This is a genomic window from Mycolicibacter sp. MU0102 (assembly GCF_963378105.1).
Taxonomy (GTDB): Bacteria; Actinomycetota; Actinomycetes; order Mycobacteriales; family Mycobacteriaceae; genus Mycobacterium; species Mycobacterium holstebronense.
In genome coordinates this window covers 1,737,037-1,758,433 of record NZ_OY726398.1, presented here as the reverse complement: position 1 = coordinate 1,758,433, position 21,397 = coordinate 1,737,037, and the positions used below count along the sequence as shown (strand labels likewise).

Genomic DNA, 21,397 nt, shown 5'->3' with positions numbered 1-21,397 from the left:
ACAGTCTAGTCCGCGTTGCTAGCCATAACCATGCTTCACCAGATGGCGTGCGCCGGCCGCCATGGCGGCGGGGCCGGCCACCTCGAAGTCGAACGCATTGGCCAACCGATCGGTGATGTTGAACACCAGACCGACCGCCAGTGCGTCCTTGACCTGCGCGGGAGTGACGCCGGCCGCCAGCACGGCGCGTACGTCGTCGGCGTCGACGCGGTGCTGGCGCGTCAGCTTGTCGAGCAGGCGAAGGGTGGCCCGCAGCTCTTCGGTGATCGGGGCGGTGTCCAGATCGGCGAGGGTGGCGCCTGCGGTCGCATCGGCGTAGCAGATGTTCGAGGTGGCCGTGTGCGCGGCGATGCAGAACGGGCAGTCGTTGACCTTCGAGACGTAGGCGGCCATGAGTTCGCGTTCCCCGATGGTCCACGCCGACGGCCCGCGCATCGCCTCGTTGGTCAGCGGACCGCCGCCGTAAAACTCCGGGCGATAGAACGCGAGTTTGACGGCGTCGACAACCGGCTGCCGTGACACCAGCCGAATGATGCCCAGCAGGGCTTTGGTACGTAGCCGGTGGCCGCGGTCGAGGATCGTCAGCCTCATCACGTTCCCCGGTCCTCGGTGGCTTCGGCCAGCGCCTCCAGTGCACTGGTGTACTGCCGGGTTGCCTGGCCGACCGCGGCGCACACCACGAGCTCGAAGATCTCGTCTTCGCTCAGACCTACGACTCGGGCGGCGTCAACGTCCTCGTCGCCGACGCTGTACGAGCGCAGGGTAACCTTGTCGATCAGCGTGTTGATCGGTTCCTCGAGACCGGCGTTGTCATACGCGGCCCGACGCAATTCGAGCGGCGCGGTCCCGCCCTGACCGAGAACGCGGGCTTGCAGCGCTTGATGTAATTCGGTGATGTCGGACATGGGTTTTCGTAGACCTCCTCGTCCCGCGCGGGGTCACATCGACTGGTCACTACCCGTCCATTGTGCGACCGCACGGTCCGTACGGTCTAGATCTGGGCGGCTCAGCGCGACAGATCCGCCGGCGGGGTGTGAACGAGGCCGGGATCTGGAGCCCCCGACATGCGCAGCAGACCCCGCACAACGCGGACGACCAGCGGCCAGGAGCGCGGATCGCGCAGGTTGATGCCGGCGAGCAGTTGTTTGACCATGGACAGGGTGTCGAAGTAGATGCGCTCGATCGCCAGATTCTCGTGCTCGTCGAAGACGAAGTAGGCGGTCATGCGGGTGCGGTGACGTGATCCGGTGGCCGGAATGCTGCCCAGCGGTCCCAGATGTGTTCCGGTCAGCCAGAACTCGACGATCACCGCGTCGGCGCTATGGCGCAGCGCGATGATCTCGTGGTTCTGGTCCGGGAAGGCCACGCGGGTGTCGTGATAGTAGCCGCGCACTTCCGCGTCGCCGTCGTGCACGGTCAGCGTCGGGATGATCTCGTAGTGGGGGTGCGGAAACGTGGCCAGCACGTCGTCCCAGTCCTGCCGCACTTCGTCCCGGAAATGGTCGAGGACCAGCTTCTCCCGGGCGTGCAGGACCTCGACGGACGGGATGGCGTAGCGATCGGTCACGGTGTTCCCCTTACGGAGTCATGCGTTGTCCTGCCGGCGAGTTTCGCGCTCGTCGCTCACCTGCCGATACTGCCGCAGCTCGGCGCGCACCGCCGCATCGAATGCCCGGTCCAGGCTGGCGTGCGCCGACCGCCTCGCCACCCTGCGCATCGCGTCGACCAGGTCCGCGGCCCAGGCGAGTTCGTCGTCATTGGTCGGCAACCACCCTGGCCCGCGCTGGCGGACCACCTCGGCATGTCCGCTGCGCGTCAGAAGTCCGGCCGCATCGTCCAACTTCTTGTCGACTGCGGTCACGGTCTTCAGCATCGTCGCCAACGGCATCCCGCGCGACATCAACGTCGCGAGGTCATCGATCTGATTCGTGTCTGCCACCCGGTAGACGTTGTCGACGTCGGTCGGCTCGATGACTCCACTGGTGGTCAGGCGCCGCAGCAAGGCGGCGTCCAACCGGCCCAGCCGCTCCTCCAACTGTTCTCGCGTCATGGTCTGCGACAACGGACGTGACCATGGCGCAGTCACCAACTCGCCCAGATCAGCCAGATCCAGGACCTCGACCAACGCATCGCCCCGCTGCAGCCCGGTCAGGAACTTCAGGATGTGTTTGACCGTGAATCCCTCACCGAGCAAACGGATGATCGCCTGCAACTGCTTCAGGTGCCGGTCGGTGTAGATCGCGACCCGACCCCGGCGTTGAGGCCGGGGCAACAGACCGCTCTCCTGGTACACCCGGACGTTGCGAGTGGTGGTCCCAGCCTGTCTCGCAAGATCGTCGATCCGGTACTCGGTCACCTTGACATCCTAGGCAGTCAGGACCGGGGCGCTGCTTGTCTTCGCGGCGGTGATCTTGAAGTCTTCCAGTTTCAGCGTCTTGAGTTGGTTGACGAATTGTGTGGCGAAACCAGGGAACATGGTGGCGTTGAACCCGTCCTCGGTCAGATACCAGCTCTGGCATCCAGAGTTCCACGTGGTGGCCTTCAGGCGCCGCTGAATGTCCTGGTTGTAGCGGTCCTGCACCTCGGGCCGTACGTCGATCGATTTCCATTCGTACTGCAGCAGTTTTGAGATCGCGCCGACGATGTAGTCGATCTGGGCTTCCATGTAGACCAGGGCAGAGCTGTGGCCCGGGCCGGAGTTCGGCCCGAAGGTGAAGAACAGATTCGGATAGCCCGATACCGCGACACTGCGGTAGGCATAAGCGCCCCTGCTCCACTCCGACGCCAGGTCGCGGCCATCGATTCCGGTGATCGGGATCGGGGTGCCGGCTTTGGACACCTCGAATCCGGTGGCGAACACGATGGCGTCGAACTGATGCTCGATGCCTTCGACGGTGCGAATTCCCTTGGGTGACAACCGCGCAATGGGCCAGGTGACCAGTTTGCAATTGTCCTTCTGCAGCGCTGGGTAGTAGTCACTGGTCATCAGCAGACGCTTGCAGCCGGCGGAGAAGTCCGGTGTGAGCTGGCGCCGCAACCACGGATCCTTCACCTGCGCGCGCAGGTTCGCCAGACTCAGGGCCTCCACCAGCCGGGTAAAGGGGCTGTCCCACACCACGCCGACCGCGACCGACTCATGGCCCCAGAACCAGGCCGAGCGCATCAGCTTCTCGGCCAGCGGCACATCCTTGTAGATCTTCTTCAGCCAGCCGCCGGTCGCCGTGTTGAGTCGCGGCAGCACCCATCCCGGAGTGCGCTGGAACACCTTGACCGACTCAGCCACCTTGACCAGTTCGGGGATGATCTGCACGCCACTGGCACCGGTGCCGACCACGGCCACCTTCTTGCCGGTGAAGTCGTAGTCGTGATCCCAGCGGGCACTGTGGATCTTGTGCCCCTCGTAGTCCTCGATGCCGGGGATGTTCGGGAAGCTGGCGTTCGCCAACGGCCCGGAAGCAACGATGACGGACTTGGCGCGCACGGCTTCCCGGCCGTCCAGATCGATGGTCCACTCGCCGGCGTCCGCGTCGTAGCTGATTCCGGAGACGTTGTGCTCGAACCGGATATGCGGCGCAATCCCGAAGGATTCGACCATGTTGTCGATATAGCCGAGAATTTCGGAGCTGCCCGAGTAGGTATGCGACCAGTCGGGGTTGGGGGCGAAGCTGTAGGAGTACAGCCGCGACGGGATGTCGCAGGCCGCACCCGGGTAGGTGTTGTCGCGCCAGGTACCGCCGACCCGGGTACCCCGTTCCAGGAGGACGAAGTCGGTGATTCCCTGGTCTTTGAGCCGGATGGCAGCACCGATACCGGCGAAGCCGGCGCCGATGATGGCTGTTGAGATAGTCACAGTGATCGTTCCTCTTACTTACGCGACCGGCTCGTAGGTCAGTTCCTGCGACCAGGTTGGAGTGTTGTGCACCAGCGAGGGCGGGATGACGCCGGTGATCTTGACCAGGGAATCGGCCAGCCAGTGGTACTTCGAGCTGCGGTCGATCACCTTCTTGCCGTGCCAGGAGATGAACTGATACATCGGCACCCGGCGGGCGAAAGAGCTTCGTTCGCCGACGCTTTGGAAGCGGCGCATGGCCTGGTAGAGGCGTTCTTCGTTGACGCCCATCGCCACGATGTTGTCGCGCATCTTGTTCAGTAGCGGGAAGTAGCTCAACGTGCCGATCAGCAGCGCGGGGTTCATCCAGCTGCCCACCAACTCGACTGCCAGCTTCCGCATGCTGGCGTGGCCCAGGATGTCCATCACCTCGAAGTCGACCGCCAGGTGACGCGACTCGTCTGAGTTGATCCGCTTGAAAACCTCTTGGGCCACCGGGTCTTTGACCTCATCGGTGATGAACTTGATCAGCGCGCCGTCCAGGGCCACTTCGAGCATGGGGATGACGGTGCCCAGGATGGACAGCGACATGCTGTCGGAGAACTTGTCGAGCCAGGTGATCACCAGCTGGACGTTGACGCTCGGAGCCGGAATCTCGTCGTCGTCCAGCATCCCCCACCGTCGCATCAAGGCGAGTTCGGCGTTCGCGTGCTTCTGCTCCTCGGCGTGGAAGTGCTCGTAGATGCTCTTCAGAGTTGGGGTTGGGGCCTTCTTGGCGAGCGCCGCGAAACCACGGGCGCCGACGTTCTCGATCCACATCAGGTCGGTCATGAAGGGCTTGAGCTTGGCCCACAACTCTGGCTCGATCAGCTCGGCTCCGGGGGCGTCCCAATCGATGTCGACCAAGGCCCACTGCTTGTCCTTGATCTTCTGCAGCATGTCATCGAGGTTCATCGCCATGATCGGCTGTATTCCTTTCGCGAGACGGGTCAGTTCTTGGGAAGGACGCGGCCGAGCAGGCCGGCGCCACGGGCGTACAGCGCGGGGAAATGTCGCTTCAGGTGCCAGATGACGGTGGCGTCGATCTGCGGCACCACATACAGCTGGCCGCTGTCGTGCGCGTCCAGCGTGCGCGCCGCAACATTGTCTGCGGACAGTCCGGTCCAGCGGGCCAGCTGCTGGCTCAGGCTCATCGAGCCCGGAGTGATCCTGCCGTCGGTGAAGACGTTGGTCTTGACAAAGGTCGGGCAGAGCACGGTGACGGCGATGCCGGTGCCGCCGAGTTCAGCGGCCAGGGTCTCGGACAGCGACATCACGCCGGCCTTCGAGACGTTGTATGCCGCCATCGAAGGGGCGGCGGCGAACCCGGCCGCTGAGGCCACGTTGATGATTCCGCCGCGACCGGCCTCGCGCAGCAGCGGGGTGAAGACCTCGCAGCCGTAGACCACGCCCCACAGGTTGATGCCAAGGGCCCAGTCCCAGTCCTCGAATCCGATGTCGCCCACGGGCTTTCCCCCGATGCCGACGCCGGCATTGTTGATGACCAGGGTCGGCGCGCCGCCGAATATCTCCCGAGCCTGCTCAGCCAGCCGCTCGATGGCGGCACGGTCGGAGACGTCGCACTGCACCGCGTGTCCGGCGCCGGTGGGCAGCTGCTCGATCAGCGCCATGGTCTCGGCCGCGCGGGCTTCGTCGATGTCCGCGCAGATTACGTCGCCGCCGCGGCGAGCCAGCTCCAGGGCGAACGACCGACCGATGCCACTGCCGGCGCCGGTGACCACTGCCTTGGCGTTGACTGTCCGTCGATCATTGCGAAACAGGGACAGCACCGTGTCGAGTCCGAACATCAGCGTGCCGCCCCCAGTTCGTCGGATCGCTGGTCGGCGTAGACACCGGCGATGAAGGCCGCCACGCGGCGCAACGCGGGTTTGGCCTCCGGGGCCAGCCGCGGCAGGGCCTGGAAGACATGCACCATTCCCGGCCATACCTCCAAGGTGCTGACTCCGCCGTTCCGGCGGATCTCGGCGTCCAGGTAGCGCGAGTCGGCACTGAGGATCTCGAAGCCACCCACCTGTGTGAACACTGGAGGCAGCCGATCCGCCCGGCCGAAATCGAGCCGAAGACGCACATTGTCGGGGTCTTGGCCCCGCACGTAGAGCTCCACCAGCCGGCGCGCCGAGGCCGCCGACACCGCGGGGTCACGCCGTACCTTCTCCTGCTGCTCGGCCAGCTTGAGCGTGAGGTCGATCAACGGCGAGAACAGTACGACCCCGGCCGGCTGAAACGCCGGCTCGTCGGCATGTGCGAGCAACATGTCGCAGGTCAGGTGGCCGCCGGCGGAGTCCGCACCGATCACGACCTCGGAGGCGGCGTATCCCTGGGCCAGCAACCACCGGTAGCCGGCTTCCACATCGTCGGCGGCCGACGGGAACGGGTTCTCGGGAGCCAGGCGGTAGTCCACCGAGAACATCGGTAGGCCGGTTGCCTCCGAGAGCCTGGCGACCAGCTTGCGGTGGGTCCGCGTCGAGCACAACACGTATCCACTGCCGTGCACGTAATAGCCCGCCCGCCGGCCGAACTCAACTCCGGGCCCGAGCACCCATTCGCCGCGCACCCCCGCCTCGCGCACCGGAATGACCCTGGTTCCGGCCGGCGTGGAGCCCAGCGTGCCCATGATGGTGGCGATCAGACCGCGTGCGAACGCGATACCCGGTCGATTCATCGGAATCATGTTGTTGAGAACGTGCAACGTCCAGCGCGTGGACGCGCCTGCGACCACGGCACGCATCGATGCTCGAGTGGGTACTGGCGGCAGGGGCAAGCCATCGGGTTCCGTCACGGCACACACAACACCAGCGATCGTGCCATTTGTCAATGGCACGATCGATGATGTAGAGGTACGACGGGGAGCCTCAGGACACCGTGACCGGGCCCAGCAGCTCGGGCACCTCCGCTTGATACGGCGGCAGGCTCGGCGTTGCCGGCCTCAGTTGAGGCGACGGTGCCGGCGGTGGCGTTGATCCCATGCTCCAGTTGCCGTCGTTGCCGGCGGTGTAGGCCAGCCAGACCCGGTCGACGCCGGCCTGGGCTTTGGCTGCCTTGAGCAGTTCGTTCTGATATCCGGTCCGGGGTACAGCGAAGGCGCCCTGCCCGACGCATGCCAGGGCTCCACCGGCGAACTGGCCGGCGCCGGAGCTGATGTGCCATCCGTCAGGGGCCTGGCAGGCGTAGCGCAGGAACTGACCGCAGGCCTCGGCCTGGAAGCGACCGTCGCCGTTATGCACGGCGCACTGTTGGGTGGGGCTGGACAGCGGTTGACCGTAGGACCAGCTCCACACGAAGCCCGCCAGCTGATCGGCGTGCGGGTCCAGGAAGTTCGAGCCCGGCGCGTTTACGCCGCAGCGCATCATCTCGTGAATCTGGGCGGACGTCATCGGCTGGGCATTGCCGCCGCCGGCGAGCACGTCGACCAGGGTGGTGGAGTCGAAGGTTCGGGTATAGGAGTTCTCGAACTGGGTTCGGGTGAAGTAGCAGTCGGGGTATTGCACGGCGACCGGCATCCCCTTCTCCTCCACGTTGCTGTCGTTGAAGCCCAGCGCGTCCCACGCCGCGTCGTGGCCGCAGCCGCTGTTGACATAGAGGAGCACCTGCTTGCCGCTCGCGAGGATCTGGGCCATGGTCACGTCCCGAGGGATGCCCAGGGTGTCGCAACTACCGCCGGGCTGTACCTGCGAGGGGCGGAACAACAGATCACGTGCCGAGGTGTTGCCCAGCGTGCTCTCGATCACCGCGGCTCCGGCCGGCAGCGACTTGGTGATGTCGTCGACGGGGTCGTCGAGCCGGTTCTCGATGTACAGGATGATCACCTGGTCAGGGTGCGCGTCCAACCAGCCGCGGATTTCCCGCAGACCCGTTACCGCAGTCCGTTCGAAGGTGCAGCCCAGGTGGTTGTCGAAGCCGTGGCACAGGATCGGCGCATATCCGCCGGGGGCCCCCAGACTCGGGTACCAGTGCATGTCGAGTTCGATGAACCGAATGTCCAGGTCGAGTTGGTTGACCAGTGAGTACAGCTGATCGGGGTCCATTCCCGACAAGGTGGGCGGGATGTTGGCGTTGGTGTAGTTGAACGAGTTGTGGGTCGCCGGTATCTGAGCCTCGCCCAGGGGCAGAGTCTGGCTCAGCCGGTACTGCTGGGTCAGCGCCTTGTGCACCGGCCCGGCCAAGTAGGTCTGCACAGAGCTGTTGCCGATGGGACTGCCGCTGCGCAGCGCGCAATAGTCGATCGGACCGTTGATCACCCGGCACTGACTGGCCACCAGCTGCGCCGCGGCATCGAGCGTCTTGCAGGCCGCCGCGAGTTGGCCGGTGGCGACGTCGAAGCAGGCGCTGATCAGTCCGTGTTTGTTGCCGCCGAAATAGCTGCACGCATTGACCGTCGCCACCGTGCTGCAGGCCTGCACCACCGGGTCGCTGAAGTCACCTATCGCGGTGCAGACCGGGGTGAACGCCGGACCCAGATCGGTGCAGGCGGTAGCCAGCGACGGCGGCGCGGAAGCCGGGGACATCACCGTGACGCCGACGGTGGCCGGGGTCGAGGCCCCCACACCGTCGGTCGTGGCGTAGCTGAAGGCGTCAGTGCCGACATAGCCGTTGGCCGGGGTGTAGGTGAAGGTGGCGCCGGTGATCGTCGCCGTACCGTGCGCGGGCGGGGTGACGATGGCGAACTGCGTGGCCGGGTTCGCCGGAACGGCAACAAGTCCCGCGCTGACCGGAGTGGCGGTGGTGGTCACGGCCACCACGTTCTGTGGCTCAGCGCCCGCTGCCGATGCCAACCCGGGAAACCCCACCGCAGCCCCGGCGCCTCCGGTAAGTAGGGACAGCACCGCGATTACCGCGGTCCAGCGCAACCTGCGGGTGGTGAGCCCGGTCGTGGCGGTCCACCCGAAATGGCGCCGAGAACACTCAACTGTCGCCCCATCGACCACAGGCCAAACTCCTCACAGTTACGACCCCCGGAACATTCAGGCAACTTCCGTAACAATGGGCACCAGAAATCACACTGGTAACACGACACGATCACAGATCGAACTCAATGAATTCTTCGGATTAACTTGGCTTGCGCTACGGCGTCCATTCGATGCGGCGCGGCCGCCGTCGGCTCAGAAGTCCGGTAGTAGAGCGCTCGGCTCGCCCGAGTCCCCCAGATCGAAGTCGCCAAGGCCCGACGCCAGCGAACCATCGATCGGCGCGTACGAAGCACCGATCGACTCGGCGACGGCCCGAGGCAGATAGTTCACCAGAGCATCGACGAAACCCGTTTGGTTCACATCCTCGAACGGCGCCAGCAGACCGGCCAGGCCCGGAGCGTCACTGTTGAGATAGGCGTTGAGGAGATCGGCCGGTGCGCCGATCAGCCCGAACAGTGCGCCGGTGATATCGCCGGCCGACAGGTCATCGACGAAATTGTGGGCGAGCGTCTCGAATTCGGCGACGACGGCCTGCAGAGAGCTGAGCGCGGCAAGCCCGACCGGCACCTGCACTGCGTGCAGTGTGGCCATTGCCGCGTTCACGATGTTCCCGACGATGTCGATGGGGATCGCCACTAGGCGGTCCACCAGCCCCAAGACCGGAAAGGCGCTAATCACGACGATGATCGCCTGTCCCAACGCCGCGGTGATATCGCTCGACGAGATGGCGCTGAACAGGGTGTCGAGCTGGTCGGGCAGGTTGATCAGCCCGTCGACGAATGACTGGGCGGTGGCCCCGAATGCCTCGAAAGTCCGCTGCGCGTTGTCAAACCAGTTGGTGGCCAGTTGGACGACTATGGGCAGCGGGTCTTCCAGCCAGTGCGCGCCGATGGTGCCCAGGTTGTTGAAGGTGTTGGTGATCAGTTCGACATACGGGTCGAATGGACTGGCCGTCAGCTCGACTGCGCGCGCGACGACCTCAGAGGGCGGCGCCACCGACGGCGTCGCGATCAGGGTGCCCGCGGCCAGTGCTGCTGCGATGCCGACGGCGATCCGGGGGTGACTGACTGATCCCACAACACTCATTTCATGACTGGAGCCACTACGGTAACTCTAGGCACGCTGGTCAACCGCGAGAATGCGCAATTTTTGAGTCCGCCGGTTGCGAACTGGGCCACCCCCATCCGACGCCGACCACCCCCTGGGCTGAGTCATTAAAAGCGGACCTAAGTCTTCTTATCCCCACCCGCCGACTCCTTTAGCACATCAACGGGCCGGGCGTCGGTGGTTTCATTCAGCGAATCTTTCAAATCCACGGACGGTAATTGACGCCGCTTGCAATAATCCTGTCAGTTGCCAACTGACGGCACGGCGTACGGTACGACATCTGCTGGGGGCATGTCGGACGACGTAATGGCTTGCCGTGCAATCAGCTTGGCGACATCGTCAATGATTGTTGCGATCTAGGGGGATCGATGAAACGAATCATCTTCGGAGCCTTTCTGTTTGGCGCCGCCGCACTGGGTTTGGCCGGCGCAGCCAACGCCGCCAACGACAACCAGTACGACTTCCTCTACGGCTCAACAGACGCGTTGGTCCTGGGCCCGACCGGAATCCCGACACCGAGTGCCAACTACATCAGCAACGGGATCGATCTGTACCTCGGTCCGCTGGGTTACAACGGCACCCTCGCGTCGACGTTGCCGCTGACCATGCCCAACACCTTCGACTTCTTGAATAGCGTCCCGCAGGGGCAAGCCATCCTCGTCGACGCGATCCTGGCCGACTACAACGCCGGGGAGATGGGCTGCGACGCCTCCGGCATCTGCACTGACCCACTGACCATTTTCACCTACTCCCAGAGCAGCCTCATCGCCGGTTACGCCCAGGAGCAACTCGCCGACGCCGGCGTCCCCAGTGACGCTTTACGTTTCGTGATGCTGGGCGCCAACCCCGCGGCCGTCCCCACCGACCTCTACCCCACCGAGGTTTTCAACATCAAAGGCGATATCTACTCGGACTACTTGAGCACAAGCGACTGGATCAACCTGCTGCTAGGCGGTATCAACTGGCAGGAAGTGCTGTACGGGTTGGCCCTCCATGAGGCCTACTTCGGGTTGACTGCGGACCAAATCGACTCGGCTACAACGGTTGTCGATGGAATGACCACGTTCAACGAGATCCCGACGCTCGACATCGGCGACCTGTTCCAAGCGCTGTTCAACGCGTTCTTTGCGGTGTGACGCACAGGTGGGGAGTTGAGCCGGGCCGCACTCGGCTCGACTCCCCCTGGAGGGCGTGCGCATCACGCCGCCGAATACCACGAACGCTGTAGGGCTGTTGAGTGTCGGTTGATGGTTGACGGATCTGTGTCGGTTGATCTTTGACACTCTTGTGTTGTGGTTTAGGTCTGTGCGCTGGTGCGCAAGGCCCGTTTGTTTCGTACCGTGCCGGTGCTGGTGCGGGCGGCGGTTTTGACGAGTTGGTTTCCGATCCAGAACCGCAGCAGCTGGCCGTCGACATGGACATCGCAGCGGGCCCCGGCGTAATGCCGACCCACGCTGACCTGCTGCCAGGACACGCACACCACCCCGTTGGTGGTCACCGTCCGCGACACCCAGTCATCCCCGGTGCGGTCATTGCCGGGGGCCGTCGCCGTCGCGCTGGGACTGACACCCCGCGCACTGGTGGTGAAGCGTTCGGCCGGGGTGGCCATCTTCAACGACTGATGAGGACGAACAGTGTTGTAGTGCTCCACCCATGCATCCAACGCCCGCTGGGCCGCCTTCAACGTGGGGAAAGGCGCTGCATTGCCCAGGAACTCAGCTCGCAAACTGCGGTGAAACCGCTCGATCTTGCCGGTGGTGGTCGGCGATCGTGGCGCCGTCAGCAGATGCTCGATGCCGCGTTCGCGGCAGATCGCGTCGAAGAGCACCTCCACCGGCGGATGGTTGAACCGCCCAGTGAAGACCTTGCCGTTGTCGGTCAAGATCTGCTCGGGAGCCCCGTAGGTCGCCAACGCATCACGCAGTCCCTCGCAGACCGCACCGGTACGTTCCCGGACCATCAACCGGGCGCAGACACACATCCGTGAGTGATCGTCGATCCCGGTCAGCGCTTTGGCGCTGGTGCCATCGGCCAGCGGGAAGCCACCCACGACATCCATCTGCCACAGCTCCATCGGCGCCCCGCGTTCCCAGCGTTTCCACTTACGCGAACGCCGATCCCGCAACGTCGGATCGATCAACCCAGCCCGCAGCAACGCCCGATACACCGCCGACGCCGACGGCAGCGGAGACACCTCACGTTTGGCCAGTTCGAACACCAGCCGCCGCGGCCCCCAGTACGGGCGCGAGCGCCGCAACTCCAACACCACCGCCTCCACCGACGCCGGCATCTGATGCGGACACGACACCGGCCGATGCGACCGGTCAGCCAACCCCTCTAACCCCTCGGCCTCATAGCGGGCCAACCACGCATGCAACGTCTGCCGCGACACCCCGACCTTGCTGGCCACCTGGCATACCGACAAACCATCACTGATCACCGCCAACACGGCCTGATACCGCTGCTCGACCACGCTCAACTCCCTCATCTAGGGAGTGTCAAGGATCAACCGAAGCCGCTGTCAAGCATCACCCGAAACACCGTCAAGCAACACCCGACACCGAAACGTCAAGCATCACCCGAAGTCATACACGAACGCTGTAGGGCGGGCGGGGCTCGAACCCGCGACCAATGGATTATGAGTCCACGGCTCTAACCAACTGAGCTACCGCCCCTGATACGCATGTGCGCGGGAACCATCGTGCCATGCCGCGCCAGCGGCGTCTTCATGCGCCTTCATGCGCCGCCGACCCCGATCCTCCACGTCCGGGAACCGCCGGGCTCGTCCGCGTCGTCACGCACCAACAGCATTCTTATCCATCGTTATATTGCAATGTCTGCATGTGTTGGGTATCGTCGCTGCCATGAACACGACAGAGCACCAGACCCACTCGCATACCGAACACACCCACGGCCCCGACTGCGGCCACGAGGCCGTTCAGCACGGCGACCACGTGGACTACCTACACGATGGCCATCGTCACGCCGCTCACGGTGACCACTACGACGAGCACTGATCACTCGCTAACCAGCAAGCGGTGCAGGCGTGTCCGCAACGTCGGCAACCGGCCGTACGCAATCGATGAGGAAGGCTCCGCGGGCAGCGGGGCCTTCCTCATCAGCACGCGGGGAGCGCCGGCTAATCGCCGCTGTCCGACGTCTCGGGCGGATCGGGCAGCTCCATACCGGCCAAGCGCACTGGGTCGGCGATCGACACGATGCCCACCAGCCGGCCATCTCGGACCGTGCACGCCATCAACGCCAGCGGCCGGCCCGTGGGGCCCCAGCCCAAGATTCCGGGCTCGCCGTTGACCAGGACACGGCGCGCGGTGATGCGCGCCCCCTGGCCTCGACGGACCGCCTCCAGGACCGCACTGGATCCGGTCGTGACAGTCACCCCGCGCACGGTGTGCTGACGCCACGTGACGTCGGGGTCGAGTACCTGCAGGAGAGCTTCGAAGTCGCCGCCCTGCGCGGCGGCCAGAAAGGCATCGACGACCTCGCGCTGCGCACGCCGATCCCCCGCCGGCGCCGGTACGTCCTGAACTTTGCGGCGCGCCCGGCTCGCCGCCATCTTGGCGGCCTCAGTCGATTTCCCGATGATCGCCCCGATCTCGGCGAAGGGCACCGCGAACATGTCGTGCAGGACGAACGCGAGCCGTTCATCGGGGCGCAGCGACCCCAGCACGACCAGCAGTGCCAGCCCGACTGAATCCGACAGCACCGCAGCGTCTTCGGGCGTGTCGCGATCGTCGGTCACGACGAGCTCGGGCAGGTCCTGATCGATCGAGACCTCGGGGCGCGCGGCGCGCGACCGCAGGGTGTCGATGCAGATCCGGCTGATCACCGTCGTCAACCACCCCGGCAGGTTGTCGATCGCATCGACGTCCTGACGAGACAGCCGCAGCCACGCCTCCTGGACCGCATCTTCGGCGTCCGATCCCGAGCCCAGCACCCGATACGCCAACGCCGACAGGCGGTGACGCTGCTGCTCGAAGGCCTGTGCCAACTGCGTCTCGGTGGTCATCGGTTACCTCTCGTGGTGCCGGTTCGTCATAGGTAATGACGAACCCCACCCGACCGAGGTAACCACGAACACAAAGGAGCACGCCATGAACACCACCCTGTGGATCCTCGCCGGCGTCGCCGCAGCCGCCTACGCCATCGGCGGCGCCTCCCTGCTACTGCTGCCCCGGGCGAAGTACCGCGCATTGGGCGCCAACCAGCACTGGGTCGACGACTTCGGCGACGGCCACCTCAAAGCCATTGCCACCATCAAGCTGGTCGGCGCGATTGGCCTGGTTCTCCCGGCCGCCGTCGGTGTGGCACCGCTGCTGGTGCCGATCGCCGCCACCGGTCTGATGCTGTTCATGGCCGGTGCCGCCACCACCCGGTTCCGCCGCAGCGAGTGGGCCTACATGGCCGGCGACGTCGTCTTTATCGCGATATTCACGTTCCTGGCCTGGGGCCGATTCGCGCTGCACCCGTTCGCCTGAACCCAGGCACGAGCATCGGCACGTGGCGGCGATATTCCCGGTACTGCTCGCCGAGCGCGGCCACCAGGTCGCGCTCCTCCAGCTGCACCGCGACCAGGATGAAGCACGTGGCCGCGACCGCGAACAACAGGTGCCCTGCCGTCATGGTGGGGGTGGCCCAGAACGCGATCACGAACCCCACCATCAGCGGGTGGCGCACCACCCGGTACAACGCCCGGGTGTGAAAGCCGACATGGGAGTAGGGCTGTGACCGCCACGCGAGATACACCTGGCGCAGCCCGAACAGGTCCACGTGACTGATCATGAACGTCGACGCCAGGGCTATGGCCCAGCCGATCCAGAACAGTCCCCAGAGCACCGTCCGCTCCGCGGGCATCGTCAAGTTCCAGATGCCCGTCGGGATCGGCCGCCACTGCCAATACAGCAGGACCAGAACCAGATTCGACGCCAGAACGTAGGTGCTGCGTTCGATGCTCTCGGGCACCACACGGGTCAACCACCGCTTGAATGCCGGGCGCGCCATCACGCTGTGCTGCACCGCGAACAGCGCCACCAGCGCGACATCGATGAGAACCGCCAACCCAACAGGCGTGGACGGGCCGTGGTCGACGCTGCGCGGCACGACGAAGTTGCCCAGGAAGCCGACCAGGTACAGGAAGACCGCGAGGAAACCGAGATAGTTGAGTGCCCCGTAGGCCAGGGCAAGATAGCGGGCCATCGAACCTCCCGAGCACCCTCCGCGAATTGCCGATCCCGCCATCGTATCCCTCCGAACCTGCAGGTCACCATAGGTTTCGCCGGGCAAGTGATCGAGCATTACCAAGCTAGGCTTACTATCCCAAGATGACCGCGGAAACCTTCGTCACCCACGCGCCCGGCGACGTCCGGATCATCGCCGACCGCCACGGTGACCCCGACGCGCGCGCCGTGGTGTTCCTGCACGGCGGTGGGCAAACCCGCCGGTCCTGGGGACGGGCCGCCGCGGCGGTGGCCGAGCGCGGCTGGCAGGCGGTCACCGTCGACCTGCGCGGCCACGGCGAGTCAGATTGGGCAAGCGAGGGCGACTACCGACTGGTCAGCTTCGCCGCCGATGTTCACGAGGTGCTGCGCACCCTGCCGCCGGACCCGGTCCTGGTCGGGGCCTCACTCGGCGGGTGCACCGCAATGCTGCTCAGCGGCGAACTGGCGCCGGGGGCCGCCAGTGCAGTGGTGCTGGTCGACATCGTGCCCAACATGGACGCCTCAGGCGCGCAGCGCGTGCAGGCGTTCATGGCCGAGAACATGGAGTCCGGCTTCGACTCCCTCGATGAGGTCGCCGACGCGATCGCCGCCTACAACCCGCACCGGCCCCGCCCCGCCGACCTCAATGGACTCACCACCAACCTGCGCCGGCGCGGCGACCGCTGGTACTGGCACTGGGACCCGCAGTTCATCAGCGGCCCCGAGCACCAGGGACCGATGGAGATCCACGATGTCGAGCGGCTCAACACCGCGGTGCAGACCATCGTCGACGGCGGTGTACCGATGTTGCTGGTACGCGGCCAGCTCAGCGACCTGGTTAGCGCGACCAACGCCGAGGAGTTCCTGGCCCGATTCCCACAGGTGGAGTTCGTCGATGTTGCCGGGGCCGGTCACATGGTCGCCGGGGACCGCAACGACATCTTCGCCGACGCCATCTTGGGCTTTTTGGCGCGGCACTCCGCCTAGCTCAGCCGAACACGGTCTGGCCGTTGGCATCCAGCAGATAGCGCTCGGTGCCCTCGGCGACGCGCGGTGCGTCGGCAGCCAGTGATACCGCAATCTTGTTGCCGGCGTTGCGCATCACATCCAACGTCAACTCGACGGCCTGCTCATCGGTGAAGTGCCGGCGTACCCCGGCGGCCACCTCGGTGTCGATGTGCGCCGGCGTCCAGACCAGGGCGTCGACGTAGCGCAGCGCCGCCTTCTGCGCCTCGCTGAGCAGTGCGGACTCCTCGAAGTGCTCGATGTCGCCATAGAGCGACTCCGATCCACCGGCGTCCAGCGCGGTCGTCTCGCGCAGGGACTTGCACAGCCGGCAGTTGTGCTGGGTCGCACCACGCAACCGCACCACCTCGGAGGTCACCGGATCCAGCGACCGCAGCCGGGCGACAGCGGGCATGAACCCGTTGAACAATGCGTCGGCCGGGTGGCCGGAGTGGTCCCAGACGATGGTGTTCGGCCACGACACCGCGACACCGACGGCGTCGAGCCCGGCACGCACCCGTGGCACGAAGTCGCCGATGTACATCTGAACGACGGCATCAAAAGCCCTGTCCCCCAGCGCCTCCCGCAGCCGTTCCCGCTGAGCGTCGGTGATCGTGGAGACGTCGACACTGAACTGTTCGGCGAATTCGGCCACCGCCGGATCGGCATCGGACACTTCGGCGCTCACCTCGGCCGGCAACGGCGGCAGACCCAGCGTCTGCCCGCAGACCTGGCGGACCAGGGCACCCAGCCGGCCACCCGAGCACGCCACCAATCGGTTCAGCTCAACGAGGACGTCCATCTCACCGATTATGGACGCTGCGGCAATAGGGTGAAACCCATGCGCGTCGTCGTCATCACCAAAACCGGTCCCCCCTCCGTGCTGCAGGTGCAGGACCGCCCCGACCCGCCGCCGCCCACCAACGGGCAGGTACGGATCGGGGTGCGGGCGGCGGGCGTGAACTTCGCCGATCACCTCGCCCGCGTCGGCTTGTATCCCGATGCGCCCAAGCTGCCCGCCGTGGTCGGCTACGAAGTGGCGGGGACTATCGAGGCCGTCGGTGAGGGTGTCGACCCGGCCCGTATCGGTGAGCGGGTCCTGGCGGGCACCCGTTTCGGCGGCTACGCCGAGATCGTCAACGCCAACGCCGCCGACACGGTCACCCTGCCGCCGTCGATGAGCTTCGAGGAAGGCGCGGCGATCCCGGTGAACTACGCGACGGCCTGGGCGGCACTGCACGGCTACGGGTCGCTGCAGGCCGGCGAGCGGGTACTGGTGCACGCCGCGGCCGGCGGCGTCGGCATCGCGGCGATCCAGTTGGCCAAGGCTGCCGGCGCCGTCGTGCACGGCACCGCGTCACCGGGCAAACACGCCCAGCTCGATGCCTTGGGCATCGACCGCGCCATCGACTACCGCCGCAAAGGCTGGTGGGAGGGTCTACCGCCGTACGACATGGTGCTCGACGGGCTCGGCGGCACCTCGCTGCGACGCTCGCTGACGTTGTTACGCCCCGGCGGACGCCTTGTCGCCTACGGTCTTTCGTCACTGCAGCAGGGCGAGAAGCGGTCGTTGCTGCGGGCGGCACCGCAGGCGCTGGCGATGCTGCGCGGCTTCAGCCTGATCACGCAGATGGAGCAGTCCAAGACCGTCATCGGCCTGAACATGCTGCGGCTGTGGGACGACCGCGGCACGCTCGGACCCTGGATCGCCCCACTGTCCGAAGCGCTGGCAAGCGGGACCGCGGCCCCGGTGGTGCATGCGGCGGTGCCGTTCGCGAATGCCCCGGAGGCCCACCGCATTCTGGCCGCGCGGGAAAACGTCGGCAAAGTGGTGCTGGTGCCCTAGGGGCCCGAGCTCCGTTGCGCTTCAGCGCATTCGGCCGCGCTCAACCGTGGTCGCCCTTGACACCCTTATTGCCGCCCGCTCCGGAGCTGCCGACATCGCCGTTCAAACCACCGCGGCCACCTCCGGCGCCCACGCTGCCATTGGCGCTACCGCCGGGACCAGCGGCGCCGCCGCTACCACCGTCCTTGGACTGGTAGCCGCTGCCGCCGTTGCCGCCAGGACCGCCATTTCCGCCCCGCCCACCCTGGCCGGAGTCGCCACCGTCGCCGCCAAGGCCATTGGTGCTGGTTCCCCCGGCGCCGCCGGGGCCGCTGAGGCCGCCGGCGCCGCCACTGCCTCCAGTACCGCCGGTGCCGGCCTCATACAGCCCCCACGATCCGCCGCCGTTCCCGCCGGCGCCACCGGCGCCACCGAGGCCACCTTCGCCGCCGGTACCACCGTTGCCGGCATTGCCGTTGGTGGCAGTGCCGCCGCGACCGCCGGCCCCGCCGTTACCGCCGGTGCCCCCCTTGCCGCCGGTGTTGCCGTAACCACCGCTCTGGGCGGGGGTGCCGGAGCCGTCGGCGCCGTTGCCGCCTCTACCGCCGGTCCCGCCGTCACCGCCAACGCCGCCGGTGCCGCCGTCACCACCGTCGCCGCGGATCGAGCCACCGGCGCCGCCGCGCCCGCCGTCACCGCCGGTGCCGCCCTGATCGCCGCCGGTCCCCACGCCGCCGTTGTAGGTGTTGCCGAAGCCCTGTTGGCCGTTGCTGCCGTTCTTTCCAGAGAGGCCGGGCCCGCCGTCACCGCCGTCGCCGCCGCGTCCGCCGTTGCCGATGTTGCCGCCGGCACCGCCACGGCCGCCGTTGCCACCGATGCCGTGAACAGCGGTGGCGTTAGCACCCCTGCCCGCGTCGCCGCCGTTACCCAGCGCGCCGGTTGGCAGCTGGCCGGCCGCGCCGGTGGCACCGTTGGTCAAGCCGGCGCCGCCTGCGCCACCGGCTCCGCCCGCCCCGGCGTTGCCGCCGTTGCCGCCGTCACCGCCGCTGCCGGAGAACTTGTTGATGTCGCCGTTGTCGGCGCCCCGGCCACCATCACCCGGGGTGCCCCCGGTACCACCGGCGCCGCCCGCACCGCCGGCGCCCTGCGCGCCGGCGTGGCCCGGGCCACCGGAGGCAACCCCGCCGCCGGTGCCACCGGCACCACCGATACCACCCGTGCCTCCGGCTCCGCCGTTGCCACCGTTCTGCCCGTTGCCGCCGTTGCCGACGCCCACGGCGCCGATCGTCCCGGTTCCGCCGGTCCCTCCGGTACCACCGATACCCCCGGTGCCGCCGGCACCACCGTCACCGCGGTCTCGACCGCCCAGGCCGCCGGCACCACCGTCGCCGCCTTTGCCACCGTTACCGCCGGTGGTGCCGGACTGGCCGTAACCGAGGCCGCTGTCGCCCTGCCGGCCGATAGCCCCGTATCCACCGTTGCCGCCGGCTCCGCCGTTGCCGATGTTGCCACCGTTTCCGCCTCGGCCGCCGTCGCCACCCGTGGTACCCGGCATACCGGCGTCGGCGCCGTTGCCGCCGGCTCCGCCACTGCCGTGAATACCGCTCGCCGGACCACCGTCGATACCAACAGCGCCCTTGACGGAGCCATTGCCCGCGGCGCCTGCTTGACCGCCGTAGCTGTTGCCGCCGTCGCCGCCGCTGCCGCCCCGCCAGCCGGGGGTGCTGGCGTCGGCGCCCTTACCACCGTCACCGGCGATGCCGCCGCTGCCGCCGTTGCCGGCGGCGCCACCGGCACCCAGCTCGCCGTCGTGCCCGGAGCCCCCGGAAGCTACTCCTCCGCCCGCGCCACCGGAGCCGCCATTGCCTCCCCGGCCACCTCGGCCGCCATCGCCGCCGGACTGGCCGTTGCCGCCGTCCCCGGTCCCGTTCAGGCCGTTCTGTCCGGTGCCACCCGTTCCACCGGTGCCACCGGCACCGCCGGTGCCGCCGTCGCCACCGTCGCCGGTGACCGAACCGCCCAGACCACCGGCGCCGCCTCGGCCGCCGTTGCCGCCCTGCCGGCCCGCGGTCCCGGACTGACCGGCGTGGGTTCCATCGGTCCCGGTCTCGCCCTGACCGCCCCGACCACCCTGGCCACCGGTACCGCCGTTGCCGTGAGCCCCACCGTTGCCGCCCTTGCCGCCGTCGCCACCGTCAGCGCTGGCCCCGCCGGTGCCACCGGTGCCGCCGGTACCGCCATTGCCGTAGTTGCCGCCGTTGCCGCCGGTCCCGCCCCGGCCGCCGACCTCGCCGTCCAAGGTAGCGTCTAAGCCCCGGCCACCGGTTCCGCCGTTACCACCGCTATGCGCCTGCGCGCCGACCTCGCCGTGGAATCCGGGCCCCTCATCGGCGAGACCACCGGCGCCGCCGGCACCGGCCGTTCCGGCGTCACCGCCGTTACCGCCCGCCCCACCGTCGGGGTGGTCCTCGGTGCCCTGCGCTCCGGTACCACCGGTGCCACCCAGACCGGCCGCGCCGCCGCGGCCACCGGCACCCGCGCTGCCGAACTCTCCGCCGTTGCCACCGGCGCCACCGACGCCACCGATACCACCGTTGCCGCCGTTGCCGCCGGTCCCCAAGTTGACGCCGGCCACTCCTGAGGCGCCGTCGCCGCCGGCTCCACCTTGGCCACCGGCGCCGCCGATACCGCCGTTGCCGAACCTCGCGATGCTGGAGCCCCCAGCCCCGCCGTTACCACCGGTGCCGCCGGTGGCACCACTGCCCCCGTCGCGCCGATACCACCGGCCCCACCGGCCCCGCCATCGCCGAACACATAACCCAGGCCGGTGCCGCCGTCACCGCCGTTGCCGCCTCCAGCACCTCCGGTACCGCCGACCCCGCCGTCGCCCAGCAACCAGCCACCGGCCCCACCATCGCCGCCACGGCCCCCGTCAGCACCGGAACCGCCGGCGCCGCCGTTACCGAACATCCCCGCGTCGCCGCCGTGCCCGCCCAGGCCGTCGTAGCCGTCGCCACCATCGCCGAACAGCAACCCGCCGGCACCACCATCGGGGTGTGCCGCGGTGCCGTCGACACCATCGCCGATCCACATGTGACCAACCGGCGCCAGCAGGTTGATGGCATCGATGAGCCAAGCGTTGTCCGGGTCGTCGATGAAGCTGTCAATGCCCCCGTACAGCGGGTCGTTGACAAACGTGTCCAGGAATGCCGACCAGTCGAAGTCACCGGCGTCGCCAACACCTGTCGCCCAGTCACTCGGGTCGAATAGATCGACAATCCAATCGAATACGTCGGCCTGCCCGCGCGGACCGACCGCCGGCGCCATCCCGAATACCAAAAAAGCGCATGCGGCCACAACGATCGCGAAAGCCCGGTCACGCAGCCGTACCGCTGCTCTTGACGACCGACTGCGTCCGATCTGGGTTGTGTCGATCACCCGAGTGCGT

At 67.1% G+C, this 21,397-nt stretch carries 20 protein-coding genes and 1 tRNA gene; 5 read left to right on the top strand and 16 right to left on the bottom strand.

Going from position 1 to position 21,397, the window contains the following annotated elements:
• Positions 1–18 precede the first annotated feature (18 nt).
• The 10 genes from RCP37_RS08150 to RCP37_RS08105 form a co-directional block, all read right to left on the bottom strand.
• Positions 19–591 (bottom strand): carboxymuconolactone decarboxylase family protein, encoded by a 573-nt coding sequence (locus RCP37_RS08150; RefSeq protein WP_308486393.1) that lies wholly within the window; start codon positions 589–591, stop codon positions 19–21.
• Positions 591–905, bottom strand: a complete 315-nt coding sequence (locus tag RCP37_RS08145; RefSeq protein WP_308486392.1) for a hypothetical protein — start codon at positions 903–905, stop codon at positions 591–593. Before RCP37_RS08145 ends, RCP37_RS08150 begins: the two co-directional genes overlap by 1 nt.
• 101 nt (positions 906–1,006) lie before the next feature.
• Positions 1,007–1,567 (bottom strand): ester cyclase, encoded by a 561-nt coding sequence (locus RCP37_RS08140; protein ID WP_308486391.1) that lies wholly within the window; start codon positions 1,565–1,567, stop codon positions 1,007–1,009.
• Between the two features lie 18 nt (positions 1,568–1,585).
• Positions 1,586–2,356, bottom strand: a complete 771-nt coding sequence (locus RCP37_RS08135; RefSeq protein ID WP_308486390.1) for a MerR family transcriptional regulator — start codon at positions 2,354–2,356, stop codon at positions 1,586–1,588.
• Positions 2,357–2,365: 9 nt separating this feature from the next.
• Entirely contained in the window at positions 2,366–3,850 is a 1,485-nt protein-coding gene (locus RCP37_RS08130) for a flavin-containing monooxygenase (RefSeq protein ID WP_308486389.1), read from the bottom strand.
• An 18-nt stretch (positions 3,851–3,868) separates the two neighbouring features.
• Positions 3,869–4,789, bottom strand: a complete 921-nt coding sequence (locus RCP37_RS08125) for a ferritin-like domain-containing protein (RefSeq protein ID WP_308486388.1) — start codon at positions 4,787–4,789, stop codon at positions 3,869–3,871.
• A 29-nt stretch (positions 4,790–4,818) separates the two neighbouring features.
• Positions 4,819–5,676 (bottom strand): SDR family NAD(P)-dependent oxidoreductase, encoded by an 858-nt coding sequence (locus RCP37_RS08120; RefSeq protein ID WP_308486387.1) that lies wholly within the window; start codon positions 5,674–5,676, stop codon positions 4,819–4,821.
• The gene (locus tag RCP37_RS08115; RefSeq protein WP_373693165.1) at positions 5,676–6,617 is read right to left on the bottom strand and encodes an alpha/beta hydrolase; all 942 of its coding nucleotides are present in this window, start codon (positions 6,615–6,617) and stop codon (positions 5,676–5,678) included. Before RCP37_RS08115 ends, RCP37_RS08120 begins: the two co-directional genes overlap by 1 nt.
• Before the next feature lie 124 nt (positions 6,618–6,741).
• The gene (locus tag RCP37_RS08110; protein WP_308486385.1) at positions 6,742–8,619 is read right to left on the bottom strand and encodes a phosphoinositide-specific phospholipase C-related protein; all 1,878 of its coding nucleotides are present in this window, start codon (positions 8,617–8,619) and stop codon (positions 6,742–6,744) included.
• Positions 8,620–8,988: 369 nt separating this feature from the next.
• Entirely contained in the window at positions 8,989–9,882 is an 894-nt protein-coding gene (locus tag RCP37_RS08105) for a hypothetical protein (protein ID WP_308486384.1), read from the bottom strand.
• A gap of 389 nt (positions 9,883–10,271) precedes the next feature.
• On the opposite strand from RCP37_RS08105, the gene RCP37_RS08100 reads away from it, so the two are divergent.
• Entirely contained in the window at positions 10,272–11,039 is a 768-nt protein-coding gene (locus tag RCP37_RS08100) for a PE-PPE domain-containing protein (RefSeq protein WP_308486383.1), read from the top strand.
• 161 nt (positions 11,040–11,200) lie between these two features.
• Here the strand turns inward: RCP37_RS08100 and RCP37_RS08095 are convergent, their stop codons facing one another.
• Positions 11,201–12,391: an IS481 family transposase gene (locus RCP37_RS08095; protein ID WP_224976195.1), complete on the bottom strand. Its 1,191-nt coding sequence runs from the start codon at positions 12,389–12,391 to the stop codon at positions 11,201–11,203.
• Between the two features lie 113 nt (positions 12,392–12,504).
• A tRNA-Ile gene (locus tag RCP37_RS08090) sits at positions 12,505–12,578 on the bottom strand.
• A 189-nt stretch (positions 12,579–12,767) separates the two neighbouring features.
• On the opposite strand from RCP37_RS08090, the gene RCP37_RS08085 reads away from it, so the two are divergent.
• Positions 12,768–12,920, top strand: a complete 153-nt coding sequence (locus RCP37_RS08085) for a zinc transporter permease (RefSeq protein ID WP_065040596.1) — start codon at positions 12,768–12,770, stop codon at positions 12,918–12,920.
• 122 nt (positions 12,921–13,042) lie between these two features.
• Here the strand turns inward: RCP37_RS08085 and RCP37_RS08080 are convergent, their stop codons facing one another.
• Entirely contained in the window at positions 13,043–13,930 is an 888-nt protein-coding gene (locus RCP37_RS08080) for a sigma-70 family RNA polymerase sigma factor (protein ID WP_308486382.1), read from the bottom strand.
• 85 nt (positions 13,931–14,015) lie between these two features.
• Between RCP37_RS08080 and RCP37_RS08075 the strand changes: the two genes are divergently transcribed.
• Complete coding sequence (locus tag RCP37_RS08075) at positions 14,016–14,399, top strand: DoxX family protein (protein WP_308486381.1); 384 nt, start codon at positions 14,016–14,018, stop codon at positions 14,397–14,399.
• On the opposite strand, the gene mddA is transcribed toward RCP37_RS08075, so the two are convergent.
• Positions 14,353–15,117: a methanethiol S-methyltransferase gene (gene mddA, locus RCP37_RS08070; RefSeq protein ID WP_308486380.1), complete on the bottom strand. Its 765-nt coding sequence runs from the start codon at positions 15,115–15,117 to the stop codon at positions 14,353–14,355. The genes RCP37_RS08075 and mddA overlap by 47 nt on opposite strands.
• A 125-nt stretch (positions 15,118–15,242) precedes the next feature.
• Between mddA and RCP37_RS08065 the strand changes: the two genes are divergently transcribed.
• A complete protein-coding gene (locus tag RCP37_RS08065) occupies positions 15,243–16,106 on the top strand; it encodes an alpha/beta fold hydrolase (RefSeq protein ID WP_308486379.1) in 864 nt (287 codons plus the stop codon).
• Position 16,107: 1 nt separating this feature from the next.
• On the opposite strand, the gene RCP37_RS08060 is transcribed toward RCP37_RS08065, so the two are convergent.
• The gene (locus tag RCP37_RS08060) at positions 16,108–16,926 is read right to left on the bottom strand and encodes a carboxymuconolactone decarboxylase family protein (protein ID WP_308486378.1); all 819 of its coding nucleotides are present in this window, start codon (positions 16,924–16,926) and stop codon (positions 16,108–16,110) included.
• Between the two features lie 39 nt (positions 16,927–16,965).
• Between RCP37_RS08060 and RCP37_RS08055 the strand changes: the two genes are divergently transcribed.
• Positions 16,966–17,970, top strand: a complete 1,005-nt coding sequence (locus RCP37_RS08055) for a zinc-binding dehydrogenase (RefSeq protein WP_308486377.1) — start codon at positions 16,966–16,968, stop codon at positions 17,968–17,970.
• Between the two features lie 2,286 nt (positions 17,971–20,256).
• Here the strand turns inward: RCP37_RS08055 and RCP37_RS08050 are convergent.
• On the bottom strand, positions 20,257–21,387 hold the full coding sequence (locus RCP37_RS08050) for a PGRS repeat-containing protein (protein ID WP_308486376.1): 1,131 nt from the start codon (positions 21,385–21,387) through the stop codon (positions 20,257–20,259).
• Positions 21,388–21,397 lie beyond the last annotated feature (10 nt).